The sequence below is a fragment of the Moorella mulderi DSM 14980 genome (genome assembly GCF_001594015.1).
Taxonomy (GTDB): Bacteria; Bacillota; DSM-521; order Neomoorellales; family Neomoorellaceae; genus Neomoorella; species Neomoorella mulderi.
The window spans coordinates 42,766-67,631 of record NZ_LTBC01000007.1 but is presented as its reverse complement, the minus strand read 5'-3'; the positions used below and the strand labels follow the sequence as shown (position 1 = coordinate 67,631).

The 24,866-nt window shown below is 55.2% G+C and carries 22 protein-coding genes, 1 tRNA gene and 1 riboswitch; all 23 genes read left to right on the top strand.

Going from position 1 to position 24,866, the window contains the following annotated elements:
* Positions 1-120 precede the first annotated feature (120 nt).
* The 23 genes from MOMUL_RS09785 to minE all read left to right on the top strand — a co-directional run bounded on the left by MOMUL_RS09785 (position 121) and on the right by minE (position 24,848).
* Positions 121-1,068, top strand: coding sequence for a uroporphyrinogen decarboxylase family protein (locus MOMUL_RS09785; protein ID WP_161484997.1), 948 nt, complete (start codon positions 121-123; stop codon positions 1,066-1,068).
* Between the two features lie 130 nt (positions 1,069-1,198).
* The gene (hyi, locus tag MOMUL_RS09780; protein ID WP_062284524.1) at positions 1,199-1,987 is read left to right on the top strand and encodes a hydroxypyruvate isomerase; all 789 of its coding nucleotides are present in this window, start codon (positions 1,199-1,201) and stop codon (positions 1,985-1,987) included.
* Positions 1,988-2,073: 86 nt separating this feature from the next.
* On the top strand, positions 2,074-2,964 hold the full coding sequence (gene garR / locus MOMUL_RS09775) for a 2-hydroxy-3-oxopropionate reductase (protein WP_062284522.1): 891 nt from the start codon (positions 2,074-2,076) through the stop codon (positions 2,962-2,964).
* A gap of 154 nt (positions 2,965-3,118) precedes the next feature.
* Complete coding sequence (locus MOMUL_RS09770; protein ID WP_062284520.1) at positions 3,119-3,856, top strand: FadR/GntR family transcriptional regulator; 738 nt, start codon at positions 3,119-3,121, stop codon at positions 3,854-3,856.
* A gap of 237 nt (positions 3,857-4,093) precedes the next feature.
* Positions 4,094-4,180: riboswitch (cyclic di-GMP riboswitch) on the top strand.
* A gap of 128 nt (positions 4,181-4,308) precedes the next feature.
* Entirely contained in the window at positions 4,309-4,539 is a 231-nt protein-coding gene (locus tag MOMUL_RS09765) for a hypothetical protein (RefSeq protein WP_062284519.1), read from the top strand.
* 97 nt (positions 4,540-4,636) lie between these two features.
* Positions 4,637-4,711 (top strand) — tRNA-Gly (locus tag MOMUL_RS09760).
* A 194-nt stretch (positions 4,712-4,905) separates the two neighbouring features.
* Complete coding sequence (tig, locus tag MOMUL_RS09755) at positions 4,906-6,258, top strand: trigger factor (protein WP_062284517.1); 1,353 nt, start codon at positions 4,906-4,908, stop codon at positions 6,256-6,258.
* 64 nt (positions 6,259-6,322) lie between these two features.
* Positions 6,323-6,922 (top strand): ATP-dependent Clp endopeptidase proteolytic subunit ClpP, encoded by a 600-nt coding sequence (gene clpP, locus MOMUL_RS09750; protein WP_062284515.1) that lies wholly within the window; start codon positions 6,323-6,325, stop codon positions 6,920-6,922.
* Between the two features lie 20 nt (positions 6,923-6,942).
* The gene (clpX, locus tag MOMUL_RS09745; protein WP_062284514.1) at positions 6,943-8,205 is read left to right on the top strand and encodes an ATP-dependent Clp protease ATP-binding subunit ClpX; all 1,263 of its coding nucleotides are present in this window, start codon (positions 6,943-6,945) and stop codon (positions 8,203-8,205) included.
* A 100-nt stretch (positions 8,206-8,305) separates the two neighbouring features.
* Positions 8,306-10,024 carry an ATP-dependent protease LonB gene (gene lonB / locus MOMUL_RS09740; protein WP_062284512.1) on the top strand — a complete coding sequence of 573 codons (1,719 nt, stop codon included), beginning with the start codon at positions 8,306-8,308 and terminating at the stop codon, positions 10,022-10,024.
* Positions 10,025-10,122: 98 nt separating this feature from the next.
* On the top strand, positions 10,123-12,435 hold the full coding sequence (gene lon, locus MOMUL_RS09735; protein ID WP_062284510.1) for an endopeptidase La: 2,313 nt from the start codon (positions 10,123-10,125) through the stop codon (positions 12,433-12,435).
* A 126-nt stretch (positions 12,436-12,561) separates the two neighbouring features.
* A complete protein-coding gene (locus MOMUL_RS09730) occupies positions 12,562-15,204 on the top strand; it encodes a valine--tRNA ligase (RefSeq protein WP_062284509.1) in 2,643 nt (880 codons plus the stop codon).
* Between the two features lie 12 nt (positions 15,205-15,216).
* Positions 15,217-16,539 (top strand): bifunctional folylpolyglutamate synthase/dihydrofolate synthase, encoded by a 1,323-nt coding sequence (locus MOMUL_RS09725; protein ID WP_062284507.1) that lies wholly within the window; start codon positions 15,217-15,219, stop codon positions 16,537-16,539.
* A gap of 62 nt (positions 16,540-16,601) precedes the next feature.
* Positions 16,602-17,249, top strand: a complete 648-nt coding sequence (locus MOMUL_RS09720; RefSeq protein WP_062284505.1) for a redox-sensing transcriptional repressor Rex — start codon at positions 16,602-16,604, stop codon at positions 17,247-17,249.
* Positions 17,250-17,270: 21 nt separating this feature from the next.
* Entirely contained in the window at positions 17,271-17,861 is a 591-nt protein-coding gene (locus MOMUL_RS09715) for a Maf family protein (protein WP_062284504.1), read from the top strand.
* Positions 17,858-18,553: a RadC family protein gene (gene radC, locus MOMUL_RS09710; protein ID WP_062284502.1), complete on the top strand. Its 696-nt coding sequence runs from the start codon at positions 17,858-17,860 to the stop codon at positions 18,551-18,553. Before MOMUL_RS09715 ends, radC begins: the two co-directional genes overlap by 4 nt.
* 114 nt (positions 18,554-18,667) lie before the next feature.
* Positions 18,668-19,708 carry a rod shape-determining protein gene (locus MOMUL_RS09705; protein WP_062284500.1) on the top strand — a complete coding sequence of 347 codons (1,041 nt, stop codon included), beginning with the start codon at positions 18,668-18,670 and terminating at the stop codon, positions 19,706-19,708.
* Between the two features lie 15 nt (positions 19,709-19,723).
* Complete coding sequence (gene mreC / locus MOMUL_RS09700; RefSeq protein ID WP_062284499.1) at positions 19,724-20,638, top strand: rod shape-determining protein MreC; 915 nt, start codon at positions 19,724-19,726, stop codon at positions 20,636-20,638.
* Positions 20,565-21,068, top strand: a complete 504-nt coding sequence (gene mreD / locus MOMUL_RS09695) for a rod shape-determining protein MreD (RefSeq protein ID WP_054936270.1) — start codon at positions 20,565-20,567, stop codon at positions 21,066-21,068. Before mreC ends, mreD begins: the two co-directional genes overlap by 74 nt.
* The gene (gene mrdA, locus MOMUL_RS09690) at positions 21,035-23,113 is read left to right on the top strand and encodes a penicillin-binding protein 2 (protein ID WP_062284497.1); all 2,079 of its coding nucleotides are present in this window, start codon (positions 21,035-21,037) and stop codon (positions 23,111-23,113) included. The genes mreD and mrdA overlap by 34 nt, the downstream gene beginning before the upstream one ends.
* 147 nt (positions 23,114-23,260) lie before the next feature.
* Positions 23,261-23,746, top strand: coding sequence for a septum site-determining protein MinC (minC, locus tag MOMUL_RS09685; protein ID WP_084785578.1), 486 nt, complete (start codon positions 23,261-23,263; stop codon positions 23,744-23,746).
* The gene (minD, locus tag MOMUL_RS09680) at positions 23,739-24,533 is read left to right on the top strand and encodes a septum site-determining protein MinD (RefSeq protein WP_062284496.1); all 795 of its coding nucleotides are present in this window, start codon (positions 23,739-23,741) and stop codon (positions 24,531-24,533) included. Before minC ends, minD begins: the two co-directional genes overlap by 8 nt.
* Positions 24,534-24,551: 18 nt before the next feature.
* Positions 24,552-24,848 carry a cell division topological specificity factor MinE gene (gene minE / locus MOMUL_RS09675; protein WP_054936267.1) on the top strand — a complete coding sequence of 99 codons (297 nt, stop codon included), beginning with the start codon at positions 24,552-24,554 and terminating at the stop codon, positions 24,846-24,848.
* Positions 24,849-24,866 lie beyond the last annotated feature (18 nt).

Genomic DNA, 24,866 nt, shown 5'->3' with positions numbered 1-24,866 from the left:
AGGTTGTAACCCTTCCCTTCCCGTAGATAGCTTTATTTTTTGAAAGGAGATATTTCCATGAAGCCCATGTCTTCCCGAGAAAGATTCCTTACTGCATTGAAAAGACAGCAGCCCGACAGGGTGCCGTGGTTTGAGAGTTACGTTCACCGGGGTCTTGCCGACAGGATTGTCGGGCGCAAGACCGATTTACCGCCGGGCTGGCGCACCCCACCGGATTTATATAAAATTCTCTGCCTCGATACCATAACGTATAACTTCAGGCCCCCCTTTTATGCCATCATGGAAAAGAACGGCGATGTAGAACAATTGAAGGAAGGCCTGCTCAAGACCAGGGACGACTTAAAGGCTTTAAAGGAATTTCTGCCCGACCCTGAGAATCCGGATTTTTACAGGGGTGCCGAAGAACTTTTGTCCTTTGCCCGGCAAAACGGCCTGGCGGCCATTGCCGGTATCAGGGTGGGATTAAGCAACACGTACAACAGCATGGGATATGAAAACTTCTCCTATGCCCTTTATGACGACCCCGGTTTTATCGAAGAGAGTATGGAATTGATCGGCGAGTGGTGCATTAAGGTCATTGAGCTGGTCAATGATTTAGGTTTCGATGCAGCCTATATTTCCGAGGACATAGCTTTTAAATGGGGACCGATGTTTTCGCCGGAACACTTTCGGAAATATATGCTGCCCCATATGAAAAAGGTCGTTGATCATATAGCCATTCCCAGGATATACCATACTGATGGCAATCCTCTGCCTATGCTTAAAGATCTGGTGGAAGAGTTAAACATCTGTGCCATTGCCAATCTAGAGCACGGTGCCGTTGATATCTTCCAGGTGAAGGAAGAATGGGGAGATAAGCTCTGCCTGATTGGCAACATGGACCTGCATTATACCTTAACAATGGGTACTCCCGAAGAGACGGTATTAGAGGCCAAAGAGAAGCTCGAGAAGGTGGGCAAGGGAGGAGGCTATATTATTTCCAGTTCTAATGGCTTGACGGAATACTGCAAAGCGGAAAATATATTAGCTTTAAACGGAGCAATACTGCGGTACGGGGTTTATTTTTGAATAGCTAACTTCCCTACCAGGGTTTTTTATACCCGTTTGGTTCCTGGTTTCAGTGAAAGGGGGTTAAGCAAATGTCGTAAAGAACCATATCAAATGGACGAGATATAACCTAAAAGGAGGCGTTAAAAATATGCCAAAATTCGCCGCCAATCTAACCATGCTGTTCACCGAAGTGCCTTTCCCGGAGCGCTTTAAGGCCGCCAGGGAAGCAGGCTTTAAAGCAGTGGAGTTTCTTTTCCCGTATGAGTACAGCATGGACGCGATTAAAGGGGCGGTAGAAGAAAACAACCTCGAGGTGGTGCTCTTCAACCTGCCCGCCGGCGACTGGTCCGCTGGCGAGCGGGGCATTGCCGCTGACCCGAAGCGCAAGGATGAGTTCCGGGAAGGAGTAAAGCAGGCCGTCACCTGGGCCCGCGCCCTGGGTGTACCGCGGTTGAACTGCCTGGCCGGCAAGAGGTTAGACGCCTTCACTTTTGCAGAGCAGTGGCAGGCGCTCGTGGACAACGTCCGCTATGCGGCTGGAGTTCTGGGAGAACATGGCTTAAACCTCATGGTGGAACCCTTAAACCATTACGACGTACCGGGTTTCTTACTTAACACGACCGGACAGGTTTTGCAACTGCTTGCCGAGGTTGACATGCCCAACGTTTATTTACAGTACGACATTTATCACGCCCAGAAAGAGGAAGGAAATCTAACGGTTATCCTGCGCGAGCATCTGCCAAAGATCGGCCACATCCAGATCGCCGACAACCCCGGCCGGCACCAGCCGGGAACGGGCGAGATTAATTATCCTTTCTTGCTGCGGGAGCTGGACAACGCCGGTTATAAGGGTTATGTGTCCCTGGAATACATTCCGGTACCGGACACCCGCAAATCTTTAGACTGGGTGGCGGAGTACGGGTACAGCCTGGGTTAATTTGGGGAGTGCGTTAGCCCCCATAAAGAGGGTGGCGCCTGGCGGTATTAAGAGCAAGCAAAAATTCTAGCGAAAGGGGTAAAAAGATGAGTAAGATTGGCTTCATCGGCCTGGGCATCATGGGCAAACCTATGAGTAAAAACCTGCTGAAGGCTGGCTATGAGCTGGTGGTCTATGATATCATCAGAGAAGCGGTAGAAGAAGTGGTTGCCGCCGGTGCGGAACCGGCCGTATCCTGCCGGGAGGTGGCCGAACGCTGCGATAAATTTATCACCATGCTGCCCAATTCCCCCCACGTCAGGGAGGCTGTCCTGGGGCCGGATGGCTTGCTTGAGGGAGCCCGCCCTGGTTCCATCCTGATCGATATGAGCTCCATCGACCCCCTGGTCAGCAGGGAAATAGCCGGTAAGCTGGCCGAAAAGGGCGTGCGTATGCTGGATGCGCCGGTGAGCGGTGGTGAACCCAAGGCCATCGACGGTACCCTGTCGATAATGGTCGGAGGTAAGCAGGAAGACTTCGATGAATGTTATAATATATTAAAGGCCATGGGATCTTCCGTGGTCCGCGTCGGTGACATCGGCGCCGGCAATGTGACCAAACTGGCCAACCAGATCATTGTCGCCCTGAACATTGCCGCCATGTCCGAGGCCCTGGTCCTGGCCACCAAAGCCGGCGTCGACCCGGAACTGGTCTACCAGGCCATCCGCGGCGGCCTGGCCGGGAGCACGGTCCTGGACGCTAAGGCGCCCCTGGTGCTGGCCGGTCAGTTCAAGCCCGGTTTCCGGATTAATTTGCATATCAAAGACCTGGCCAATGCCCTGGCTGCCGGGCATGAGGTGGGAGTACCTCTGCCCCTGACTTCGGTGGTTATGGAAATTCTGCAGGCCTTGAAGGTTGACGGCCTGGGTGACGCGGACCATGGGGCTATCATACGCTTCTACGAAAAACTGGCGCAGGTTGAGGCTAGAAAGCATTAGAAGTACTATAGTGGGAGGTCCAGGCCGGCTATAAGTCGCCTGGACCTTGGTTCAAAGGCTTAAACTTGCATAACACCGCGAGCGGCCTTAACTTGCGGGTAAGAGGACAGCGAGGTCTTAGTGGGAACATTTTGGTATGGGTGCGTGAATAACCATGAAAAACGGGCTAGTCATACGCAAGAAGAAAATGTATGAAGAAGTGGTAGAGCGCATTACCCGGTTGATCAAAACCGGGGAGTATAAAGTAGGGGACCGCTTGCCGCCCGTTCAAGAATTGAGCGAAATGTTTGGCGTGGGCACTCCTACTTTAAGGGAAGGCCTCTCTGTCCTGGCTTCCAGCGGCATCCTGGAGATAAGACACGGCAATGGCATTTATGTCAAGCGCTTTCCCCTGGAACCGGAGGACCTGATGGCACAATTAAACGAAGTGGAATACCAGCAGCTCCTTTCCTGGGTGGAGTTTCGCCGGGCGCTAGAAGCCGAGGCTGCTGCCCTGGCAGCCGAAAGGAGCGACGAGGCGGACCTTGAGGCCATGGAAGCGGCAGAAAAAAGGCTGGAAGAAGAGATAACCAGGGGAGAAATTACCATCGAACCTGATTACCAGTTTCATAACAGCATAGCCTTAGCTACCAAAAATCCTATTTTTATCCAGACTGCTACCACTATCGAGCATATCATACGGCAGTATTTTCAATTAAGTTTACGCTACGGCAGGACCTTACCATGGCACCGGGACCTGGTGGTGATTGAACACCGGAAAATATTGGAAAACATCAGCAAAAGACGGCCGCGGGAAGCGCGCAATGCCATGCTGGAGCACCTCAACAACGTCGCCGGCCGGGTGAAGCTCTTAGAGAGCCTGGCCAGGGGTGAGCAAATTGAGGATCGTTAACCGGCAAAAGTCCGGCACTTAATCCAGCCTTAGTTTAAATTTAATTCATTTTTAAAGAGGGCTTAATACAATTATAACGGCGGGGTGCTATTATAAAGTCGAGCAAAGCCCTCTGACCTCCTTATTAAATATATACCTTACCACACCCGGATTGCACCGGGTTATTTTTTTAGCCACAAAAAATTGGTATATTTTGCAGTAAAAAAGGCATAGATGTCGAATAGCGTAGTAAAATGTTACCGCTAAAGGCAAACCCCACCGAAAGGGGGGGACGCAAAGCCATGGGTCTAAGGCTGGAAGAGCTAAGATCGCCAGGCTGCCGGTACTTTGATGCTGCTATATTTTTAGCATTAAGACAGGGGCGGCCTTTAGCGATGCGGGCTGTCCTTTATTTTTTATTATTTATGACGGTTGCTGCGCGCATGTGATCATTGCCGGGAAGGGGTAAATTAATGAATAAGATGACCTGCCGGGATAAACTTGTTAACCAGGAAGTACTGGAAGCCCTCCTGGACGATTACCTGCGCCGCAAGAATTTGCCAGCAACCTATAAAAACTATCTCTTGAGGTTAATCGAAGGCCAGGTTAACATCCTGGTTCACAATCTCTTACAAGAGATTGAAGAGGAGCGTAGAGGCCTGATTAACGTGGCTGATGGGGAGATTATTCAACCTGACCGGTGAGTTAAATTGTCACAGCCCGGCGGGCAGAAAACTTGACAGAACCGGGGCTATCTGCTAATATATCGCTACGGAAAGCGTGGTAGTGCCTGAATAACGGGCGGAAGTAGCTCAGCGGTAGAGCATCGCCTTGCCAAGGCGAGGGTCGCGGGTTCAAATCCCGTCTTCCGCTCCATATTTTTGGCTTGGGCAACCTCGGATCGGGTATTTACCTGTCCGAGGTGTTATTCTACTGGCTTATTTTTTCATAAGGGCGGCAGGAAAAGCCAGGCAAAGCGGCGAAATAAAAGCCTGATAGTATTTTAAGCTAAATGGATGGTCATAATGAATGGCGTCCAGTAGTCGGGAGCAGGGAGGAGCAAGTAATTAATGAAGGCAACCGTCGAGAAGTTAGATAAGCACCAGGTACTTCTGGAAATTGAAGTGGAAGCCCCCAGGGTGCAGAAAGCCCTGGATCAAGCTTACCGCCGCCTGGTAAAGCAGGTAAACATCCCGGGGTTCAGGAAAGGTAAGGCTCCGCGTTTTATCCTGGAACGGTATATCGGCAAAGAGCCTATCTATAATGAGGCAGCGGAAATTGTTATTCCACCGGCCTATGAAGAAGCAGTGGCCGAACACAAGCTGGAACCCATCGATCGCCCGGAAGTGGAAATAGTCAAGGTGGAGGAAGGCGAGCCTTTAATCTTCAAGGCCAGAGTAGAAGTCAAGCCGGAAGTCCACCTGGGCACCTACAAGGGCCTCGAAGTGGAACGGCCGGAAGTAAGAGTTACCGAAGAGGATATCGACGCCTACCTGAAAAACTTGCAGGAACGCAATGCGACCCTCAAGATTATCGAAGATGAACCGGCGGCAGTGGGGGATATTGTCAGCATTGATTTTAAGGGAACGGTAGATGGTGAGCCTTATCCAGGTTTAGAAGGCAATAATTACCCTCTGGAACTGGGCTCGGGTACTTTTGTCCCCGGCTTTGAAGAACAGCTGGTGGGCGCCCGGGTAAACGAGGAACGTACCGTTAATGTGACCTTCCCTGCCGACTACCATCAAGAAGACCTGGCGGGCAAGGAAGCCATCTTCCAGGTTACCATCCGGGGCATTAAACGGAAAGAGCTGGCCCCCCTGGACGATGAATTCGCTAAAGATGTCAGCGAGTGCGAGACCCTGGCCGAACTGCGCCAGGATATCCGCCGCCGGCTGGAAGAGAGGCGGCGGCAGGAGATTGATGCTGCCGTAAGGCGGGCCGTAGTGGAAAAGGCCGTGGCGGCAGCCACGGTGGATTTACCGGCAGTCATGGTTAAACGGCGGATCGAAACCCGCATCAGGGAACTGGAACGCAACCTGCAATTAAGGAAGATAACCCTGGAAGAATTTTTGAATGCTACGGGAAAGAATATGGATGAGCTGGAGCAGGACTTCCGGCCGGAGGCGGAAAAGGACGTTAAGACCGAGCTGGTGCTGGAAGCTATCGCCAGGGCGGAAAATATCGAGGCTACAGAAGAAGAACTCCGGGATGAAATTGAAAAGATGGCCAGGATTACCCGCCAGGATCCAGCTGAATTGCAACAGAATCTTGACTACCTGTCTTTCTTGAAATACGATATAATGATTAAAAAGACCATTGATTTTCTGGTAGAGCACAGTGTGGCGGTACCACCCCGGGAAGGCGGGGACAGGGAGACAGGAGAAAGCAGGGAGACAGGAGAAACTGCTGCAACTGAAGGCTAGGGAAAGAAGACTATTAAGGGGAAGAGGTTGTGGAAGGAATTTTTACCACGGAGGTGGGTAAGGAGTGTCAATCCTGGTACCAGTAGTAGTTGAGCAGACCAACAGGGGCGAGCGGGCCTACGACATTTATTCCCGCTTGCTGAAAGACCGGATTATCTTCCTGGGAAGCGCCATCGACGATCATGTAGCCAACCTGGTGATTGCCCAGATGCTATTCCTGGAGGCAGAAGATCCCGATAAAGATATCCACCTGTATATCAACAGTCCGGGTGGTTCCATCCCGGCCGGGATGGCTATCTTTGATACCATGCAGTATATCCGCCCCGATGTTTCAACTATTTGCGTCGGCCTGGCAGCCAGCATGGGCGCTTTTCTCCTGGCTGCCGGCGCTAAAGGTAAGCGCTTTGCCCTGCCCCACAGTGAAATCATGATTCACCAGCCTATGGGTGGTACCCAGGGGCAGGCTGTGGATATCGAAATCCATGCCAGGCGTATCCTGGCCATCCGGGATACATTAAACCGTATTTTAAGCGATATTACCGGTAAACCGGTGGAACAGATCGCCAGGGACACCGACCGCGATCATTTCATGACCGCCCAGGAAGCGAAAGAGTACGGTTTAATCGATGAGGTGATCACCAAGCGCGAGTTGCCCGGTAAATAGGGACAGCGAGGTGAACTAACATCACGTATAAATACACCGACGATAAGGGCCAGCTGAAGTGCTCCTTCTGTGGTAAACTTCAGGACCAGGTCAAAAAGCTGGTCGCCGGCCCTGGTGTCTATATTTGCGACGAATGCATTGAGCTATGCAATGAGATAATCGAGGAAGAGTTGAGCGAGGACCTGAACCTGGAAATGGGTGAGTTGCCCAAACCCAAAGAGATCCGGGAAATCCTCGACCAGTACGTCATCGGCCAGGATAAGGCCAAAAAGGCCCTGTCCGTAGCCGTTTACAACCACTACAAGCGCATCAACCTGGGCATGAAGATGGATGACGTCGAACTCCAGAAGAGCAACATCATCATGCTCGGGCCCACCGGTAGTGGTAAAACTCTCCTGGCCCAGACCCTGGCCAGGATCCTGAATGTACCCTTTGCCATTGCCGACGCAACTTCCCTCACGGAAGCCGGCTATGTGGGCGAGGATGTGGAGAACATCCTGTTAAAGCTCATCCAGGCGGCCGACTACGATGTGGAGAAGGCGGAAAAGGGTATCGTCTATATCGATGAAATAGATAAAATCGCCCGCAAGTCGGAAAACCCGTCCATTACCCGGGACGTGTCGGGTGAAGGTGTCCAGCAGGCCCTTCTCAAGATCCTGGAAGGGACCATTGCCAGCGTACCTCCCCAGGGGGGACGCAAGCACCCCCACCAGGAGTTCATCCAGCTGGATACCACCAATATCCTTTTCATTTGCGGCGGTGCCTTCGACGGCCTGGATAAAATTATCAAAAACCGCATCTCCCAGAAGACCATGGGCTTTGGTGCGGAAATCCGCGGCAAAAAGGATATCCAGGTGGGCGATATCTTAAAGCAGGTCCAGCCGGTCGACCTGTTGAAGTACGGGTTAATCCCCGAGTTTGTCGGCCGCCTGCCGGTTATCGTCACCCTGGATGCCCTGGACGAAGATGCCCTGGTCCGGGTGCTGACAGAACCACGCAACGCCCTGGTGAAGCAGTACCAGAAGTTGTTTGAAATTGACGGGGTCACCCTGGAATTCAAAGAAGACGCCCTGCGGACCATTGCTAAAGAGGCCCTGAAACGGGAAACCGGTGCCCGGGGCTTAAGGGCGATCCTGGAAGAGATAATGCTGGACGTAATGTATGAAATACCTTCCCGGAGCAACATCAGCAAGTGTATCGTCACTAAAGATGTAGTCCTGCGTAAGGAAGAACCCCTGCTATTGACGGTAGAAAGGAAGAAGAAAAAAGAAGAAACGGCCTGATGGCAAGGCGGTGGCGGGCAAGCCACCGCCTTTTTGGATAAAATCTTCCTTTCCGGATAAACTTTAGGTGATAGAGATATCCGGAAAGGAGTAAAGACCAATGTATGAATGGGGTCAGGGTCTGGGAGGATTCTTAAGCTTTATCCAGATATTTTTTGCCGTGATAATCGGCCTCTATTTCTGGAACCTTTTGCGCAACCAGCAGGGCAACCGGGTGGCTGTCGAGAAAGAGTCCCGTAAAGAACTGGAGAAACTCCAGCGGATGCGGGAAATATCCCTGTCGGAACCCCTGGCGGAAAAGACCCGGCCCACTACTTTTGAGGAGATAATCGGCCAGGAGGAGGGCCTTAAAGCGCTCCGGGCCGCCCTCTGTGGTCCCAACCCCCAGCACGTTATTATCTACGGGCCGCCGGGGGTAGGCAAGACGGCAGCGGCCCGCCTGGTCCTGGAAGAAGCCAAGAAAAACCCCCACTCCCCCTTTAAAGAGACGGCTCAGTTTGTGGAAGTAGACGGGGCGACCTCGCGTTTTGATGAACGGGGCATTGCCGATCCCCTGATTGGTTCCGTGCATGACCCCATCTACCAGGGGGCCGGCCCCCTGGGAATGGCCGGTATTCCCCAGCCCAAACCCGGGGCCGTCACCCGCGCCCACGGAGGTATCCTGTTTATTGATGAAATTGGCGAACTGCACCCCATCCAGATTAACAAGCTGCTCAAGGTCCTGGAAGACCGGAAAGTGATCCTGGAAAGCGCTTATTACAGTTCGGAAGACAGCAATATCCCCAGCCATATCCATGATATCTTCCGGAACGGCCTGCCGGCCGATTTTCGCCTGGTAGGAGCCACTACCCGTTTGCCCCAGGAGATCCCGGCCGCCATCCGCTCACGCTGCCTGGAAGTCTTTTTCCGCCCCCTGCTCGCGGAAGAGATCGGCACCATCGTCCGCAATGCGGCCAGGAAGATAAACTTAACCATTGCCCCGGCCGCCGTGGAAGTAATCAAGCAGTATGCCACCAACGGCCGCGAAGCCGTTAACATGGTGCAGCTGGCAGCAGGCCTGGCCATTACGGAAAAGCGCCAGGAGATTACCCGCGAGGATGTGGAATGGGTGGTAACCAGCTGCCAGTATACCCCGCGCCAGGACGGCCGGGTTCCAGTTGAGCCCCAGGTGGGCGTGGTTAACGCCCTGGCCGTCTACGGTCCCAATATGGGCCTTCTCGTCGAGCTGGAAGCCAGTGTTAATTTTGCCGGCCACCGCCGCGGCCAGGTTACCGTTACGGGCGTCATCGAGGAAGAAGAAAGCGGAAGTAGCGACGGCCGCCGGGTGCGGCGCCGGAGCATGGCCCGCAATGCGGTGGATAATGTCCTGACTGTCTTACGCAAGCTCTTACAGGTAGATGTACGGGATTATGATATTCACCTTAATTTTCCCGGGGGAGTACCGGTAGATGGGCCTTCCGCCGGTATCAGCATGTTAACGGCCGCTTATTCCGCCTTTACGGACATACCGGTTAACAACCTGGTTGCCATGACCGGGGAAGTTTCTATCCGGGGTGCCGTCCGGCCGGTGGGCGGTGTGGTTGCCAAGGTAGAAGCTGCCCGCCTTGCCGGGGCGAAAAAAGTGCTCATTCCTAAAGATAACTGGCAGGAAATATACCGCTCTTTGCCGGATATCCAGGTAGTGCCTGTGCAGACGGTCAACGAGGTCCTGGAACAGGCCTTAATGCCGCGGGCAAAGGTCAGCGGCCATGAAAGCTTCAAAGCCCGGCCCCAGGTTTTAAGCGCTTCACCTTTGCCCTCCCGCCCGTTAAGCTGCTAAAGCTATTGCAATAAGACGAATAATGCCGTAGAATATACTCGAATAATTACCTGGAGAGATAAAAGTATATACGAGGGAGCACCCTGGAGGTGTAAAGTTTGAGTCGAATCCTTCCCCTGTTGCCCCTGCGAGGGGTTATTGTTTTTCCTTACACGGTAATTCACCTGGATGTCGGGCGGGAGCGTTCGGTCAGTGCCATTGAGGAGGCAATGCTAAGGGACCGGGTTATTTTCCTGGCCATGCAAAAGGAGGCCCAGGATGACGATCCCGGGGAAGATGATATTTATACTACCGGGACCATAGCTGAGATAAAGCAATTATTAAAATTACCCGGCGGCACCATTCGCATCCTCGTTGAGGGTATCCGGCGGGGAAAGATCAGGGAATATTTGAGCTATGATCCCTTCCTTAAAGTTGAAGTTGAGGAAGCCCCGGAGCCTGCCGAAACTTCCAGCGAAATCGAAGCCCTCATGCGCTGCCTGATCGATGAATTTGAGACCTATGTCAAGATGTCCAAAAGAATACCCCCGGAGACGGTGGTGGCCGTCGTCAGCCTGGAGGAACCGGGGCGGCTGGCCGATGTGGTGGCTTCCCACCTTAACCTTAAACTGACTGATAAACAGGCCGTGCTGGAAGCTGTAGACATTAAAGAACGCCTGAACCTCCTGTGCGAAATCCTGGCCAAGGAAAAGGAAATCCTGGAACTGGAACGGAAGATCAACTTACGCGTCCGCAAGCAGATGGAAAAGACCCAGAAGGAGTACTACCTGCGTGAGCAGATTAAAGCCATCCAGAAAGAGCTGGGGGAAAAAGATGAAAGGGTAGCCGAGGCCGAGGAACTGCGGCAGAAAATTGAAGCAGCCAGGCTGCCCAAAGACGTGCGGGAGCGGGCTTTAAAGGAAGTCGAACGCCTGGAAAAAATGCCGCCCATGGTTGCTGAGACAACGGTTGTTCGCAACTACCTGGACTGGCTTTTGAGCCTGCCGTGGAACAAGCAAACCCGGGACCGCCTGGATGTAAAGGTGGCCGAGCGCATCCTTGATGAGGATCACTATGGCTTAAAAGAAGTCAAGGACCGCATTCTGGAATACCTGGCCATCCGCCAGCTGGCTAAGAAAATGAAAGGTCCCATTATCTGCTTTGTCGGGCCGCCAGGAGTAGGCAAGACGTCCCTGGCCAAATCCATTGCCCGGGCCCTGCAGCGCAAGTTTGTGCGCATATCTTTAGGCGGGGTGCGGGATGAGGCCGAGATCAGAGGCCACCGGCGCACCTATGTGGGCGCCCTGCCGGGGCGGATAATCCAGGGCATGAAGCAGGCAGGTACCAGGAACCCGGTCTTTTTACTGGATGAAATTGATAAACTGAGCAGCGACTTTCGCGGCGACCCGGCTTCGGCCCTGCTGGAGGTCCTGGACCCGGAACAGAACCATATGTTCAGCGATCACTATATTGAAGCTCCCTTTGATCTCTCCAGGGTCATGTTTATTACCACGGCCAACGTCGAATACTCCATCCCGCGCCCGCTCCTCGACCGGATGGAGGTTATCCGCATCCCGGGTTATACCGAAGAGGAAAAGGTTAAAATCGCTGCTTTGCACTTATTGCCCAAACAAATCAAAGAACACGGCCTGAAAAAGGACCAGCTGGAAATATCAGAAAATGCCCTGCGCCGGATTGTACGGGAATACACCCGGGAAGCCGGGGTGCGCAACCTGGAGCGGCAGATTGCCACCATTTGCCGCAAGACGGCCCGGGATATTGTCAGCGGTAAAACTAAAGCAGTTAGAATTACCGCCGGGAATCTGGAAGAGTACCTGGGTATTCCCCGTTACCGGCACACGGAAGCCTTCCAGAATGAGGTGGTAGGGGTGGCCAACGGGCTGGCCTGGACGGAAGTCGGCGGCGAGGTGCTCAATGTAGAAGTTTCCGTCATGAAGGGTAAGGGTAACCTTACCCTGACGGGGAAACTCGGCGATGTCATGAAAGAATCCGCATACGCCGGCTTCAGCTATATCCGTTCCCGGGCCGACACCCTGGGGCTGGAAGCAGACTTCCATGAGAAGCATGACCTGCACATCCACGTACCCGAGGGGGCCATCCCCAAAGACGGGCCTTCGGCGGGGATTACCATGGCTACGGCCATGGCCTCGGCCCTCACCGGTGTACCGGTGAAGGGTAATCTCGCCATGACGGGCGAGATAACCCTGCGCGGCCGGGTGTTGCCGGTAGGCGGTATTAAAGAAAAGGTCCTGGCGGCCCACCGGGCCGGTGTCAAAAACATTATCCTCCCCCGGGAGAATGAAAAAAACCTGGAGGACATCCCGGCCAATATCCGGCGCAAGCTCAACTTCATCCTGGTGGAGCATATGGATGAAGTCCTGAAGGAAGCCCTGGTGAGGAAGGAAGAATAACAGACAATACTTGACAGTAAGAGCCAGAAATCGGTAAGATAGTACGGTAGAGAGTGCCGTTATGGCTTATCTCCCCTCGTCCGTCCGGGCGGATGGGGGTTTTTTGTAGGTAAGGAGGCAAGCGTTTTGGCTGCGCTAGATAAGGTCTACGATCCTAAAGCCGTAGAAGAAAAATGGTACCGCTACTGGACTGAAGCAGGCTATTTTCGCGGTCCCCTGCCGGCAGCAGGCCAGCAACCCTTCAGCATAGTTATGCCCCCGCCCAACGTTACCGGGAGCCTGCACCTGGGCCATGCCCTGGACAATACCCTCCAGGACATCCTCACCCGCTGGCACCGCATGCGGGGGGATGCCACCCTGTGGGTGCCGGGTACCGACCATGCCGGCATAGCCACCCAGGCCCGGGTGGAAGAAGAGCTGGCCAAAGAGGGCTTGAGCAAGTATGACCTGGGCCGGGAGAAGTTCCTGGAACGCGTCTGGGCCTGGAAAAACGAGTACGGCAACCGCATTACCAGGCAGCTGCGCCTCTTAGGCACCTCCTGCGACTGGAGCCGGGAGCGCTTTACCATGGACGAGGGCTGTTCCCGGGCCGTGCGCGAGGTCTTTGTCCGCCTCTATGAAAAGGGCCTTATTTACCGGGGCAACTATATTATCAACTGGTGCCCCCGCTGCCACACCACCATTTCCGACATTGAAGTTGAGCATGAAGAGGAAGCCGGCCGTCTCTGGTATATCCGCTATCCCTTTAAAGACGGCAGCGGTGGTATTACCGTGGCCACCACCCGGCCGGAAACCATGCTGGGCGATACGGCCGTAGCCGTGAACCCCGAGGCCGAGCGTTACCGGGGGTTGATCGGGAAAACCCTGGTTCTTCCCCTGGTTAACCGGGAAATCCCCCTCATCGCCGACAGCTACGTCGATCCTTCCTTTGGCACCGGCGCCGTCAAGATAACCCCGGCCCATGATCCCAATGACTTTGAAGTGGCGGCCCGGCATAACCTTCCCGCCATTACCGTCATCGGCAAGGATGCGGTGATGACGGAAGAGGCCGGTCCCTACGCGGGCATGGAACGCTACGCCTGCCGCCAGAGAATAGTTGAAGACCTGAAAAATAAGGGCTTCCTGGTCAAGGTGGAAGACCATACCCATGCCGTAGGGCATTGTTACCGTTGCGGCACCGTGGTGGAGCCCCTGGTTTCACCCCAGTGGTTCGTGCGCATGGCTCCCCTGGCCGCGCCGGCCATCCAGGCGGCGAAAGAAGGTAAGGTCCGTTTTATCCCGGAACGCTTCACGAAAATATACCTGAACTGGCTGGAGAATATCCGTGACTGGTGCATTTCCCGCCAGCTCTGGTGGGGCCACCGTATTCCTGTCTGGTACTGCCAGCAGTGCGGTGAAGAAATTTGCGCCGTAGCAGATCCTGAGGAGTGTCCCGCCTGCGGCAGTACGGCCCTGGAACAGGATCCCGATGTCCTGGATACATGGTTCAGTTCCGCCCTCTGGCCCTTTTCCACCCTGGGCTGGCCGGAAGATACCCCGGAACTGAAAACTTTCTATCCTACTTCCGTCCTGGTAACAGGCCGGGATATCATCTTTTTCTGGGTTGCCCGGATGCTTTTCATGGGCCTGGAGTTCATGGGCCAGGTGCCCTTCCGGGAGGTTTTCATCCATGGCCTCGTCCTGGATGCGCAAGGGCGGAAGATGAGCAAATCCCTGGGTAACGGCGTCGATCCCATGGAGGTAATTGAAAAATACGGGGCCGACTGCCTGCGCTTTATGCTGGTTACCGGCAATACGCCGGGGAACGACCTGCGTTTTCACCCCGAACGCCTAGAGGGCACCCGCAATTTCACCAATAAAATCTGGAATGCGGCCCGCTTTGCCCTCATGAACCTGGAGGACTTTAAACCCGTTCCCCTTGAGCCAAAAGATCTGGCCCTGCCCGACCGCTGGATTTTAAGCCGTTTAAACGGGCTTATTCGCGAGGTCACGGAGGGCCTCGAGGCCTATGAAATCGGCGAGGTGGCCCGGCTCCTATATGACTTTTTCTGGGGGGAATTTTGCGACTGGTATATTGAACTAATCAAACCCCGCCTGTACGGCAAGGATCAAAAAGCCAGGCAGGTGGCCCAGGGAGTCCTGGTGGAAGTCCTGGGTAAAAGCCTCCAGCTCCTCCATCCCTTTATGCCCTTTATTACCGAAGAGATATGGCAGCACTTACCGGGGAAAAGGGAGAGTATCATGATCAGCTCCTGGCCCCGGGTTTTGCCGGAGCGGGATGACAATGACGCGGAGAAGGCCATGGAACTCGTAATGGCTGTCATCAGGGCCATCCGCAACCTGCGCAGCGAAATGAATGTACCCCCGGGACGGTCGGCCGGGGTCATCCTGGTAACGGCCTCAGGCGAAGACCGGCAAACTTTACAGGAGGCCTCCGGTTACCTGGAGGTACTGGCGGCAGCCAGCCCGGTGGAGGTGAAGGCTGCTTTACCCCAGCCACCCGCCCGGGCGGCAACGGCGGTCACCGGCGGCGTACAGGTCTTCCTGCCCCTGGCCGGCCTCATTGACCTGGAAAAGGAACAGGCCCGCCTGGAGAAGGAACTGCAAAATACCCGGGCCGAGCTAGAAAAGGTGGAAAAGAAACTGGCCAGGGTCGACTTCCGCACCAAGGCCCCGGCGGCCATTGTGGCCAAGGAAGAAGCCAAGGCGGCGGAATTAAAGAGCAAGGTAGCGGCTTTGAGCCAGCGCCTGAGCTTCCTCCAGGGTTAGGAGGCGAAGGGGGTGAACTATAGGGAAGCACTGGAATTTCTAAGGCAGCTGACAAAGTTTGGCTGTAATCTTGGCCTGGAGCGGATTAAAGAGCTCACCCGCCGCTGCGGTTCGCCCCAGGAACGGTTGCGGTTTATCCATATTGGCGGGACCAACGGCAAGGGTTCGGTAGCCGCCATGGTTGCCAGTATCCTGGAGCAGGCCGGTTACCGGATAGGTCTTTTTACTTCTCCTCACCTTCATTCCTATACCGAACGGATGCGGATTAATGGCGTGCCTATCCCAGAAGAGCGCCTGGCAGCCCTCCTGACATGGTTTAAGCCAGTATTAGAGGCGATGGTGGCCGCAGGTTATGAACACCCGACGGAATTTGAAGTAAGTACGGCAGCGGCCCTGAAATATTTTGCCGAGGAGGGTGCTGACCTGGCGGTCCTGGAGGTCGGCCTCGGGGGGGCCATTGATTCTACCAATGTTATTGATTCTGCCCTGGTAAGTGTCATCACCAATGTGGGTATGGATCACATGCAGTACCTGGGGAACAATATAGCTGCAATAGCCAGGGTCAAGGCCGGGATTATCAAGGAAGGCGGCATCGTGGTGACTGCGGCCCATCGCCCCGAGGCCCTGGAAGTGATCAGCCGTACCTGCCGGGAAAAGGGGGCCACCCTTTACCGCGTGGGCCGGGATGTCACCTGGCAGGAACGCCGGGTGTCCCTGGCCGGGGGCGAGTTTGACCTGCAGGGCCTGCTGGGAACTTATAAAGGCCTTAGAACCCCCCTGCTGGGCAGGCACCAGCTGGAAAATGCCGCCATAGCCGTCACTGTGGTCGAAGCGGCCGTGCGCCACCATGGCCTTGGGGTCACGGCGGCTCATATCCGTCATGGCCTGGCGCAGGCCTCCTGGCCAGGGCGGCTGGAAATTATGCACCGGGAACCCATGGTAGTCATCGATGGCGCCCATAACGTTGACGGGGCTGGGACTCTCCGCCGGGCCCTGGAAGAAATATTCTCCTACCGGCAGCTAATCCTGGTCCTGGGGATGCTGGCCGACAAAGAGCGCGAAAAGGTAGTGGCCGAGCTGGCCCCAAAGGCTGCAGCGGTAATTGTCACCCGGCCCAATAATCCCCGCGCCGGGGAGTGGCAGTCCCTTGCGGGCTTTGCGCGCCGGTATGTTGAACAGGTAGAAGTTATTGAAAGTATCCCTGAAGCCCTGAACCGCGCTTTGCATATTGCCGGGCCGTCTGACCTCATCTGTGTAACAGGATCATTGTACATGGTGGCAGACGCCAGAGAATGGCTTAAGAAGCTCAAAAAAGAGGATTTTACCTGCCGGTAGCGAATATCTTTAAAATATAACTTGTGCAAGGTGATATTTAGCCATCAAGGGGGCAGGTTAAGGTGAAGACCCTCAAAATTCCAGAGGCAACCATTATACGGCTTTCAGTTTATTCCCGCTACCTGGCCCAGGTCGACCGGCGGGGAGTGACAACCATCTCTTCGGGGGAAATAGCCGACGGTGTTGGCGTGAGCCCGGCCCAGGTGCGCAAGGACCTGGCCTATTTTGGCGAATTTGGTACCCGTGGGGTGGGGTATAATGTAAAAGATCTTTACTGGCATATCATCAAGATCTTGGGTCTCAACACCACCTGGTCGGTGGTCATCATCGGTGCCGGCAACCTGGGTACGGCCCTGTCCATGTACGGTGGCTTTCGCGAGCGCGGTTTTAAGGTGGTAGGCATTTTTGACAATGCTCCCCATAAAATCGGCTACCGCTTGAACGGCGTTGAAGTCTACCCCATGGAGCGCCTGAAGGAAATTATCGAACGGGAAAAGGCCCAGATCGCCATCATTGCCGTACCGGCGGAATATGCCCAGGACGTCGCCGACCAGCTGGTTGAGACAAGCATCCAGGGAATATTAAACTTTGCCCCCCGGGTGCTCAATGTACCGGAGCACATCGAACTCCGCAATGTTGACCTTTCCGTCAACCTGGAACTCCTCACCTTTAACCTGGCCTTCCGCCGGAGTATGAAGGTTGTGAGGTAAAAATAAAGGAAGAATGGCCTGGTGGAGAGATTAATTCTGGCTTCGGCCTCACCGCGACGGCGTGAACTCTTGCAACGCATAGGTTTAAGCTTCGACGTCCGCCCCAGCCAGGTGGATGAAAGCAACTTCAGGGACCTCCCACCGGCGGCCAGGGTAGAGGCCCTGGCCCTGGCCAAGGCCCGGGCCGTGGCTGGTACATGTAAAGAGGGCCTGGTCATCGGTGCCGATACCATTGTCGTCTGTCAGGGGCAGGTTCTTGGCAAACCGGCCTCACCGGCAGAAGCCGCGGCGATGCTGGCCTTTTTAAGCGGCCGTACCCATACCGTTTATACCGGGGTGGCGGTAGTCAGGGCCCCGGGCGGCGAAGAAAAGTTTACCCACGCCAGCACCGAAGTAACCTTCCGCCAGCTGGCACCGGCTGTAATTTCCGCCTACGTAGCCACAGGGGAACCCCTGGATAAAGCCGGGGCTTACGGCATCCAGGAACGCGGCGCCCTGCTGGTCGAAAGGATAAACGGCGACTACTTTAACGTCGTCGGCCTGCCCCTGGTGAAAGTGGCGGAGCTCCTGGAGGAGTTCGGCGTGGATGTGTGGGGAGGAGAGGGAGAATGACCGGGGGAGCAGAGAAGGGGACAACCATCAAAGAGATGCCGGCCGATTTGCGGCCCCGGGAAAGGCTTTTGAGCGCCGGGCCCCAGGCCCTGTCCAATGCCGAGCTACTGGCCATCCTCATCAGGACGGGCACCAGGACCGAGACGGCCATCGACGTGGCCTGCCGCCTGCTCTCCCGGCCCGAGGGGCTCCAGTACCTGGCCGGTGCCTCCCTGGAAGAGTTGCAAAAAGAAAAAGGCATTGGCCTGGCCAAGGCAGCTGAGCTGAAAGCGGCCCTGGAACTTGGCCGGCGCCTGGCCGCCTTTACCCTTTCCCGGACGGTGATTAAGAACCCCTGGGATGTAGCCGGCCTGCTCATGGACGAAATGCGCTACCTGGACCGGGAAAATTTCCGTACCGTTTCCCTGAATACCAAAAACCAGGTGATTGGGATAGACAATGTCTCCGTAGGGAGCCTTAATTCTTCCCCGGCCCACCCCCGCGAGGTCTTTAAAGACCCCATCCGGCGCAGTGCTGCAGCCATTATCCTGGCCCATAATCACCCCAGCGGCGATCCTACCCCCAGCCAGGAAGACATCCAGGTTACCCGGCGCCTGGTGGAAGCCGGCCAGATCCTGGGGATCGAGGTGCTGGATCACCTGATTATCGGCGACGGTCGCTTTATTAGTTTTAAGGAACGAAATTTATTATAATGTATAGCTATACAAGACCCTCATGCGCTAACGCGACACCATTTATATCCTGTTGCCCTTAAATTTGATCATGTACTATAATGGGTGCGAGTTAAGCAGGAAGGAGCTAAAGGTATGATCTTCGCCCGGGATCTCGGGATTGACCTGGGAACGGCCAATACCCTGGTTCATGTCCGTAACAAGGGCATTGTCCTGCGGGAACCATCGGTGGTAGCCATCCAGCGGGGAACGGGGAATGTCCTGGCCGTTGGTGAAGAAGCCAAGCGGATGATTGGCCGGACCCCTGGTAATATTGTCGCCATCCGTCCTTTAAAGGACGGGGTCATTGCCGATTTTGATGTTACCCAGAGTATGTTGCGGTACTTTATTGAGAAGTCCATTTCGAAGGGATTTCTGGTACGGCCGCGGGTGGTAGTAGGTGTTCCTTCCGGCGTTACGGCCGTGGAAGCGCGGGCCGTGAGGGAAGCTGCCTTCCAGGCCGGGGCCAAGGAAGCCTACCTCATTGAGGAACCCATGGCGGCAGCCATCGGTGCCGGGTTGCCGGTTTACGAGCCGACGGGCAACATGATTGTTGATATTGGCGGCGGTACCACAGAGGTAGCCGTTATCTCCCTGGGAGGTATTGTCACCAGCCGCTCCATTCGGATTGGCGGCGATGAAATGGATGAGGCCATTACCCAGTATATCAAACGCACCTATAACCTGATGATTGGTGAGCGGACGGCGGAGGAGATCAAGATCGAGCTGGGGGCGGCCTTTTTTGGTGATACTGAAGAGGACCGCGCCCGCAAAGAACGCACCTATGCCGTCCGCGGCCGGGACCTGGTCACCGGGTTACCCAAGACCATTGAGATTACGGCAGCTGAAGTCCAGGAAGCCCTGGCGGAACCGGTGGCTGCCATCCTGGAGGCTATTAAGGTCTGCCTGGAAAGGACGCCTCCCGAGCTGGCTGCCGACCTTATGGACCGGGGCATCGTCCTGGCTGGCGGCGGCTCCTTGCTCTGGGGCCTGGACCGCCTGGTGAGCCAGGAAACGGGCATGCCTGTGAATATGGCCGAAGACCCCTTAACGGCCGTGGCTGTAGGTACGGGTAAGGTCCTGGAAAATATTGAAGTCCTGAAACGGGTGCTCTTACCGGCGCAGCGATCAGGTTAAAGGGAGGGAGGAGCTTTGGGCTCCCACCGGCGGAAGCTCGTGACCCCTCTCATCTTGCTGCTGGCTGCCTTAAGTTTCTATGTCATCATGCGCTGGACGGCCCTGGAACGGGGGCACTTAAGCATTTTAGAAGGCGGCCTCCGGGATGCCCTGGCTCCGGCCGAAAGGGGTATTACCCTGGTGGTAAACAAAACCGGGGCGTGGCTGGCGGCAATCAGGGATTACAGCCGCCTCCAGGCCGAGAACCAGGCGTTGAAGCAAGAAATAGCTGCTTTAAAGGCGGCCAACATCCAGCTGGAAGAATACCGCCAGGAAAACAACCGCCTGCGCAACCTCCTTAAATTTACGGAAGCAAACCGCAATGCCTTTGACTTTGCCGTGGCCCCGGTCATCGGCCGCAATCCTTCCAACTGGTACCATACCCTTATCCTGGGCCTTGGCTCCAGGGCGGGACTGCAAAAAGACCAGGTGGTGGTTACCTCCCAGGGAGTGGTCGGCCGGATTATTGCCGTCACACCCCGGACGGCGGAAGTCCTGCTGATCCTGGACCGCGAAGGCGCCCTGGGCGGCATGGTCCAGGTTAACCGGACGCCGGGCATCGTCGAGGGGAGCCCGGATTACCGCGGCTACCTGCAAATGATTCATATCGCCCGCGATGCCCCGGTGATGGAAAATCAGGTAGTCGTCACTTCCGGCCTGGGCGGTATTTTCCCCAAGGGTTTACTCCTGGGAACGGTGGTCAAAGTTTTACCCGAGCCCGACGGGCTTATGAAACGGGCCATTATCCAACCAGCGGTAGACTTTGACCGGCTGGAAGAAGTCCTGGTCATTACCCGGATCAAGGGGGGCATTGAAGATGCAGTTCCTGGGGCTGGTGCTCCTGGGGCTGGCAGGACTCATCCTGGAGGCAACCCTGCTGCCGGCCCTTAAGATGGCAGGAGTAAAGGCCGACCTGCTAACTGTTTTCCTGGCAATTTTTGCCTTTCTCAAAGGGGCACCCCGGGGAGCTGCCCTGGGTTTTATCTACGGGCTGCTGGAGGACTTATACCTGGCTAAGTTTCTGGGCCTTAATGCCTTGACCAGGATGGTTAGCGGGTACCTGATGGGTTTAAGTAAGGATTGGTTGAATCAGGATAACCTCCTGGGACCCGCTATCCTCGCTTTCCTGGCTACCATTGGTCAGGGCTTCTTATTTTTGTTAGTGGGGCATCTTGCCGGTTTTAAATATCCCTGGCTGGCCGGGCTACTGAACGTTGTGTTACCCATGGCCGTTTATAACGGCAGCCTGGCCCTGCTGGGGTATAGCTTTTATCAAGGGGGAGCAGCATGGGGGACCAGGAAAAGGAAAATTGGAAGCTGAAACTCTCCAGGCGCCTTAATGGCTACCTGGCAATCGTTATCTTTATCTTTATCCTCTTAACCTCCCGCCTGTTTTTTCTCCAGATTGTCAATGCCCAGGAATTCAGCAAGCAATCGGCCGAGAACCGCATCCGCATTAACCCCATTGAAGCCCGGCGGGGTGATATCCTGGATAGGAACGGCCAGGTCCTGGCCACCAGCCAGCCGGTGTATGTCATTACCATCCGTAGTATACCCAACCAGGACATGGATGCCGTCATTAATAACCTCTCCACCTATCTGGAGGACCCGGAGCTGACGCCGGCGGCTATTAAAGAATTGATCAAGAATAACCCTTTCCGTTACCAGCCAACGGAGATCAAAAGGCTCCCGGCCAGTGATCCCCGGGCGATAGCCACGGTCACCAGGCTGGAGGAGCACCGCAAGGACCTGCCGGGGGTAAATATTATTGAAGAACCCCAGCGTTATTACCCCTACGGTCCCCTGGCCGGTCACCTCCTGGGTTACGTCGGCCAGATTACCCAGCAGGAACTTGAAGCCAGGAAAGAAGAAAATTACGGCCTCAACGATAAAATTGGCAAGAGCGGTATTGAAGCCTTCCTGGAATACAGTAACGAGGGCGGCCGGGAAGTGGGACTGCGCGGCAAGAAGGGCGCCGAGCAGGTGGAGGTAGACGCCTATAACCGTAAAGTCCGGGACCTGGTAACCTTGCCGCCCACCCCGGGCGATACCGTACAGCTCACCATTGACTTGAAACTCCAGCAGACCCTGGAAAAGGCCATGGACCAGGTGATTGCGGCTACTAAGGAAAGGAACCCCAAAGCCGGCGGCGGGGCGGCGGTGGTCCTGGATGTCAAGAGCGGGGCGATACTTGCCCTGGCCAGCAAGCCGGATATGAATCCCAATGATTTTGTCAACGGCAATTACGCTAAGAAGCAGGGCTATTATAACGACCCGCGCCTGAAACCCCTTTTCAACCGGGCCATCCAGGGGGTTTACCCGCCAGGGTCCGTTTTTAAACCCATCACTGCCCTGGCGGCCCTGGAATCCCAAGTCGTTAAACCCTCGGATACCATTTATGATGCCGGCCGTTACTGGAAACCGGGCGGCATTAACTGCTTGGCCGTCCACGGCAATGTAAATTTATACCGGGCCATGGCCGTCTCCTGCAATACCTACTTCCAGTGGGCGGGGGATATGACCGGCATCGAGAAAATCGACGAGGTGGCGCGCCAGTTTGGCCTGGGAGAACCTACCGGGGCCATCGGTCTCCAGGGCGAAGCTGCGGGTATTCTACCATCGCCGGCGTGGAAAAAGGAAGTCTTTGCCCCTGTTTGGAACCGGTGGTTGAAAAACCAGGAGGCTGCGATTGAAAAGAAATATGCTGGACTCCTGGCCGGGGCCAGCGCGGAGGAAAAGAATAACCTCCTTAAACAAAAGGAAAGGGAGCTAAACCAGGTTAAAGCCCAGTACCAGATTAATTATAAGTTTGACACTACCTGGCAGCCCTTTGATACCTTCCTGACCTCCATGGGCCAGGGAGCCAATAACTATACCATTATCCAGCTGGCCAATTATGTGGCCACCCTGGCCAACGGCGGCACCCGCTGGCGGCCTTATCTGGTGGAAAAGGTCATTGGTGCCGACGGTTCGTTAAAAAAACAGTACCAGCCTGAGATAGCCGGGAAGGTGACCATTTCTCCTGAGGTCATGGCCGAGGTGCGGCGAGCCATGCTGGAAGTGACCAGATCCAGCGAAGGTACGGCAGGCTTTCTTTTCCGGGATTTCCCGCCCAATATCCAGGTGGCGGCCAAAACCGGTACAGCCCAGACGGGCCTGGCCGGTGATGACAAAAACAGTGATTTCTATGGTACCTTTGTCGCCTTCGCCCCTTATGATGACCCCCAGATTGCCCTGGCAGTGGTAATCGAATACGCCCGGCACGGCGGCGATTCCGCCGGGGTGGTGGCCCGGGCAGTCCTGGCCCAGTATTTTGGTCTTACCGAGATCTTAAATAAACCCTTTAACGGCGTTTCCGTGGAATAATGTCCACGAGTGTCTTTTTTTGCTGAGAAGATGGGGAAAAAAGACCCCGTCTTTTTTCCTGCTGCGGCAGGATTTACCTCACCAGTGTAGAAAATTAAATAAAGCCGAAGCGGATTCTGCCGCCCGGTACCAAGGAGGAGAAGAGGCGTGTTTTCTTCAACTGGTGGTGACACCGGGGCAGGCACCCGAGAGGGGATAGTGATACCGGCTGCCAGGGGGAAACCGGGGGCGGACACGGACAACCACACCTTTCTGGTCTGCCGGACGGTGCGTTCCGGCCAGAGGTTCAAGTACCCCGGTAATGTGGTAGTCATGGGCGACGTCCACCCCGGCGGGGAAATAGTGGCCAGCGGCCATGTCATTGTCATGGGCACCTTAAGGGGAGTAGTCCATGCCGGGGCTGAGGGCGATGAAAAGGCCGTGGTCATGGCCTTCCGGCTCCAGCCCACCCAGCTGCGGATTGCCGGCTACATTACCAGGGCTCCTGATGATGAAGGCCAGAATGGAACTGGAGAACCAGAAATCGCCCGCGTCCAGGATGAAGCAGTCGTCATTGAAAAATACCAGCCCGGCGGTGAAAAGCGATGGCTAAGCAGGAGCATGATCCAGGAAGAGGAGGAACAAAATGGGTGAAGTGATTGTCATCACTTCCGGTAAAGGCGGGGTTGGCAAAACGACTACTACGGCCAATCTCGGTACCGGCCTGGCCAGTCTGGGGAAGAAGGTTGTTCTGGTTGATACGGATATTGGTTTAAGAAACCTGGATGTGGTCATGGGCCTGGAAAACCGGATTGTGTATGATCTTCTCGACGTCGTCGAGGGCCGTTGCCGTTTAAAGCAGGCTTTAATAAAAGATAAAAGGCTGGAGAACCTGTACCTTTTACCGGCCAACCAGACCAGGGACAAGACGGCCGTCAGCCGCCAGCAGATGATCGACCTGATGGCCCAGTTACGCGAGGAATATGAATTTGTGTTGATTGACTGCCCGGCGGGTATCGAGATGGGCTTTAAAAATGCCATCGCCGGGGCGGAAAAGGCCCTGGTGGTTACAACGCCGGAAGTTGCCGCCGTCCGGGATGCCGACCGCATTATCGGGCTCTTAGAAGCAGCCGAAATGGAAGCCCCGCGCTTGATTATCAATCGCCTGCGGCCGGATATGGTGCGCAAAGGCGATATGATGGATATCGAGGATATGCTGGAGATCCTGGCCATCGACCTCATCGGCGTGGTGCCGGAAGATGAGTATATTGTTATTTCCACCAACCGCGGCGAACCGGCTGTTCTGGACAGGCATTCCCGGGCCGGCCAGGCCTACCGTAATATCTCCCGCCGCCTTTTAGGAGAAGAAGTTCCCTTCTTGAACTGGGAAGCAGGGAGTAGCTTCATGGCCAGGCTCCGGAAACTGATAGGCCTGGGCTAGGAAGGGGGCGCAAGCGGGGTGTTAGAATTTTTACTGCGTTTTTTCGGGCGGGATACTACGGCCAGCAAAAAAATTGCCAAGGAACGCCTGCGCCTGGTGCTGGTCCATGACCGGGCCGGTGTTTCCCCCCACCTGCTGGAAGCCCTGAAAAACGATTTAATCAACGTCATTTCTGAATACCTGGATATCGATACTACGGGGCTGGAGGTCAGCCTGAATCAGGAAAACGATTCCGTGGCCCTGGTGGCCAACATCCCCATCCTGAGGGTCAAGCGAACCTTTAAGACCAGCCCGGAGACGGCCGTTAAAGCGTGAAATTATCCCCCGGATTTG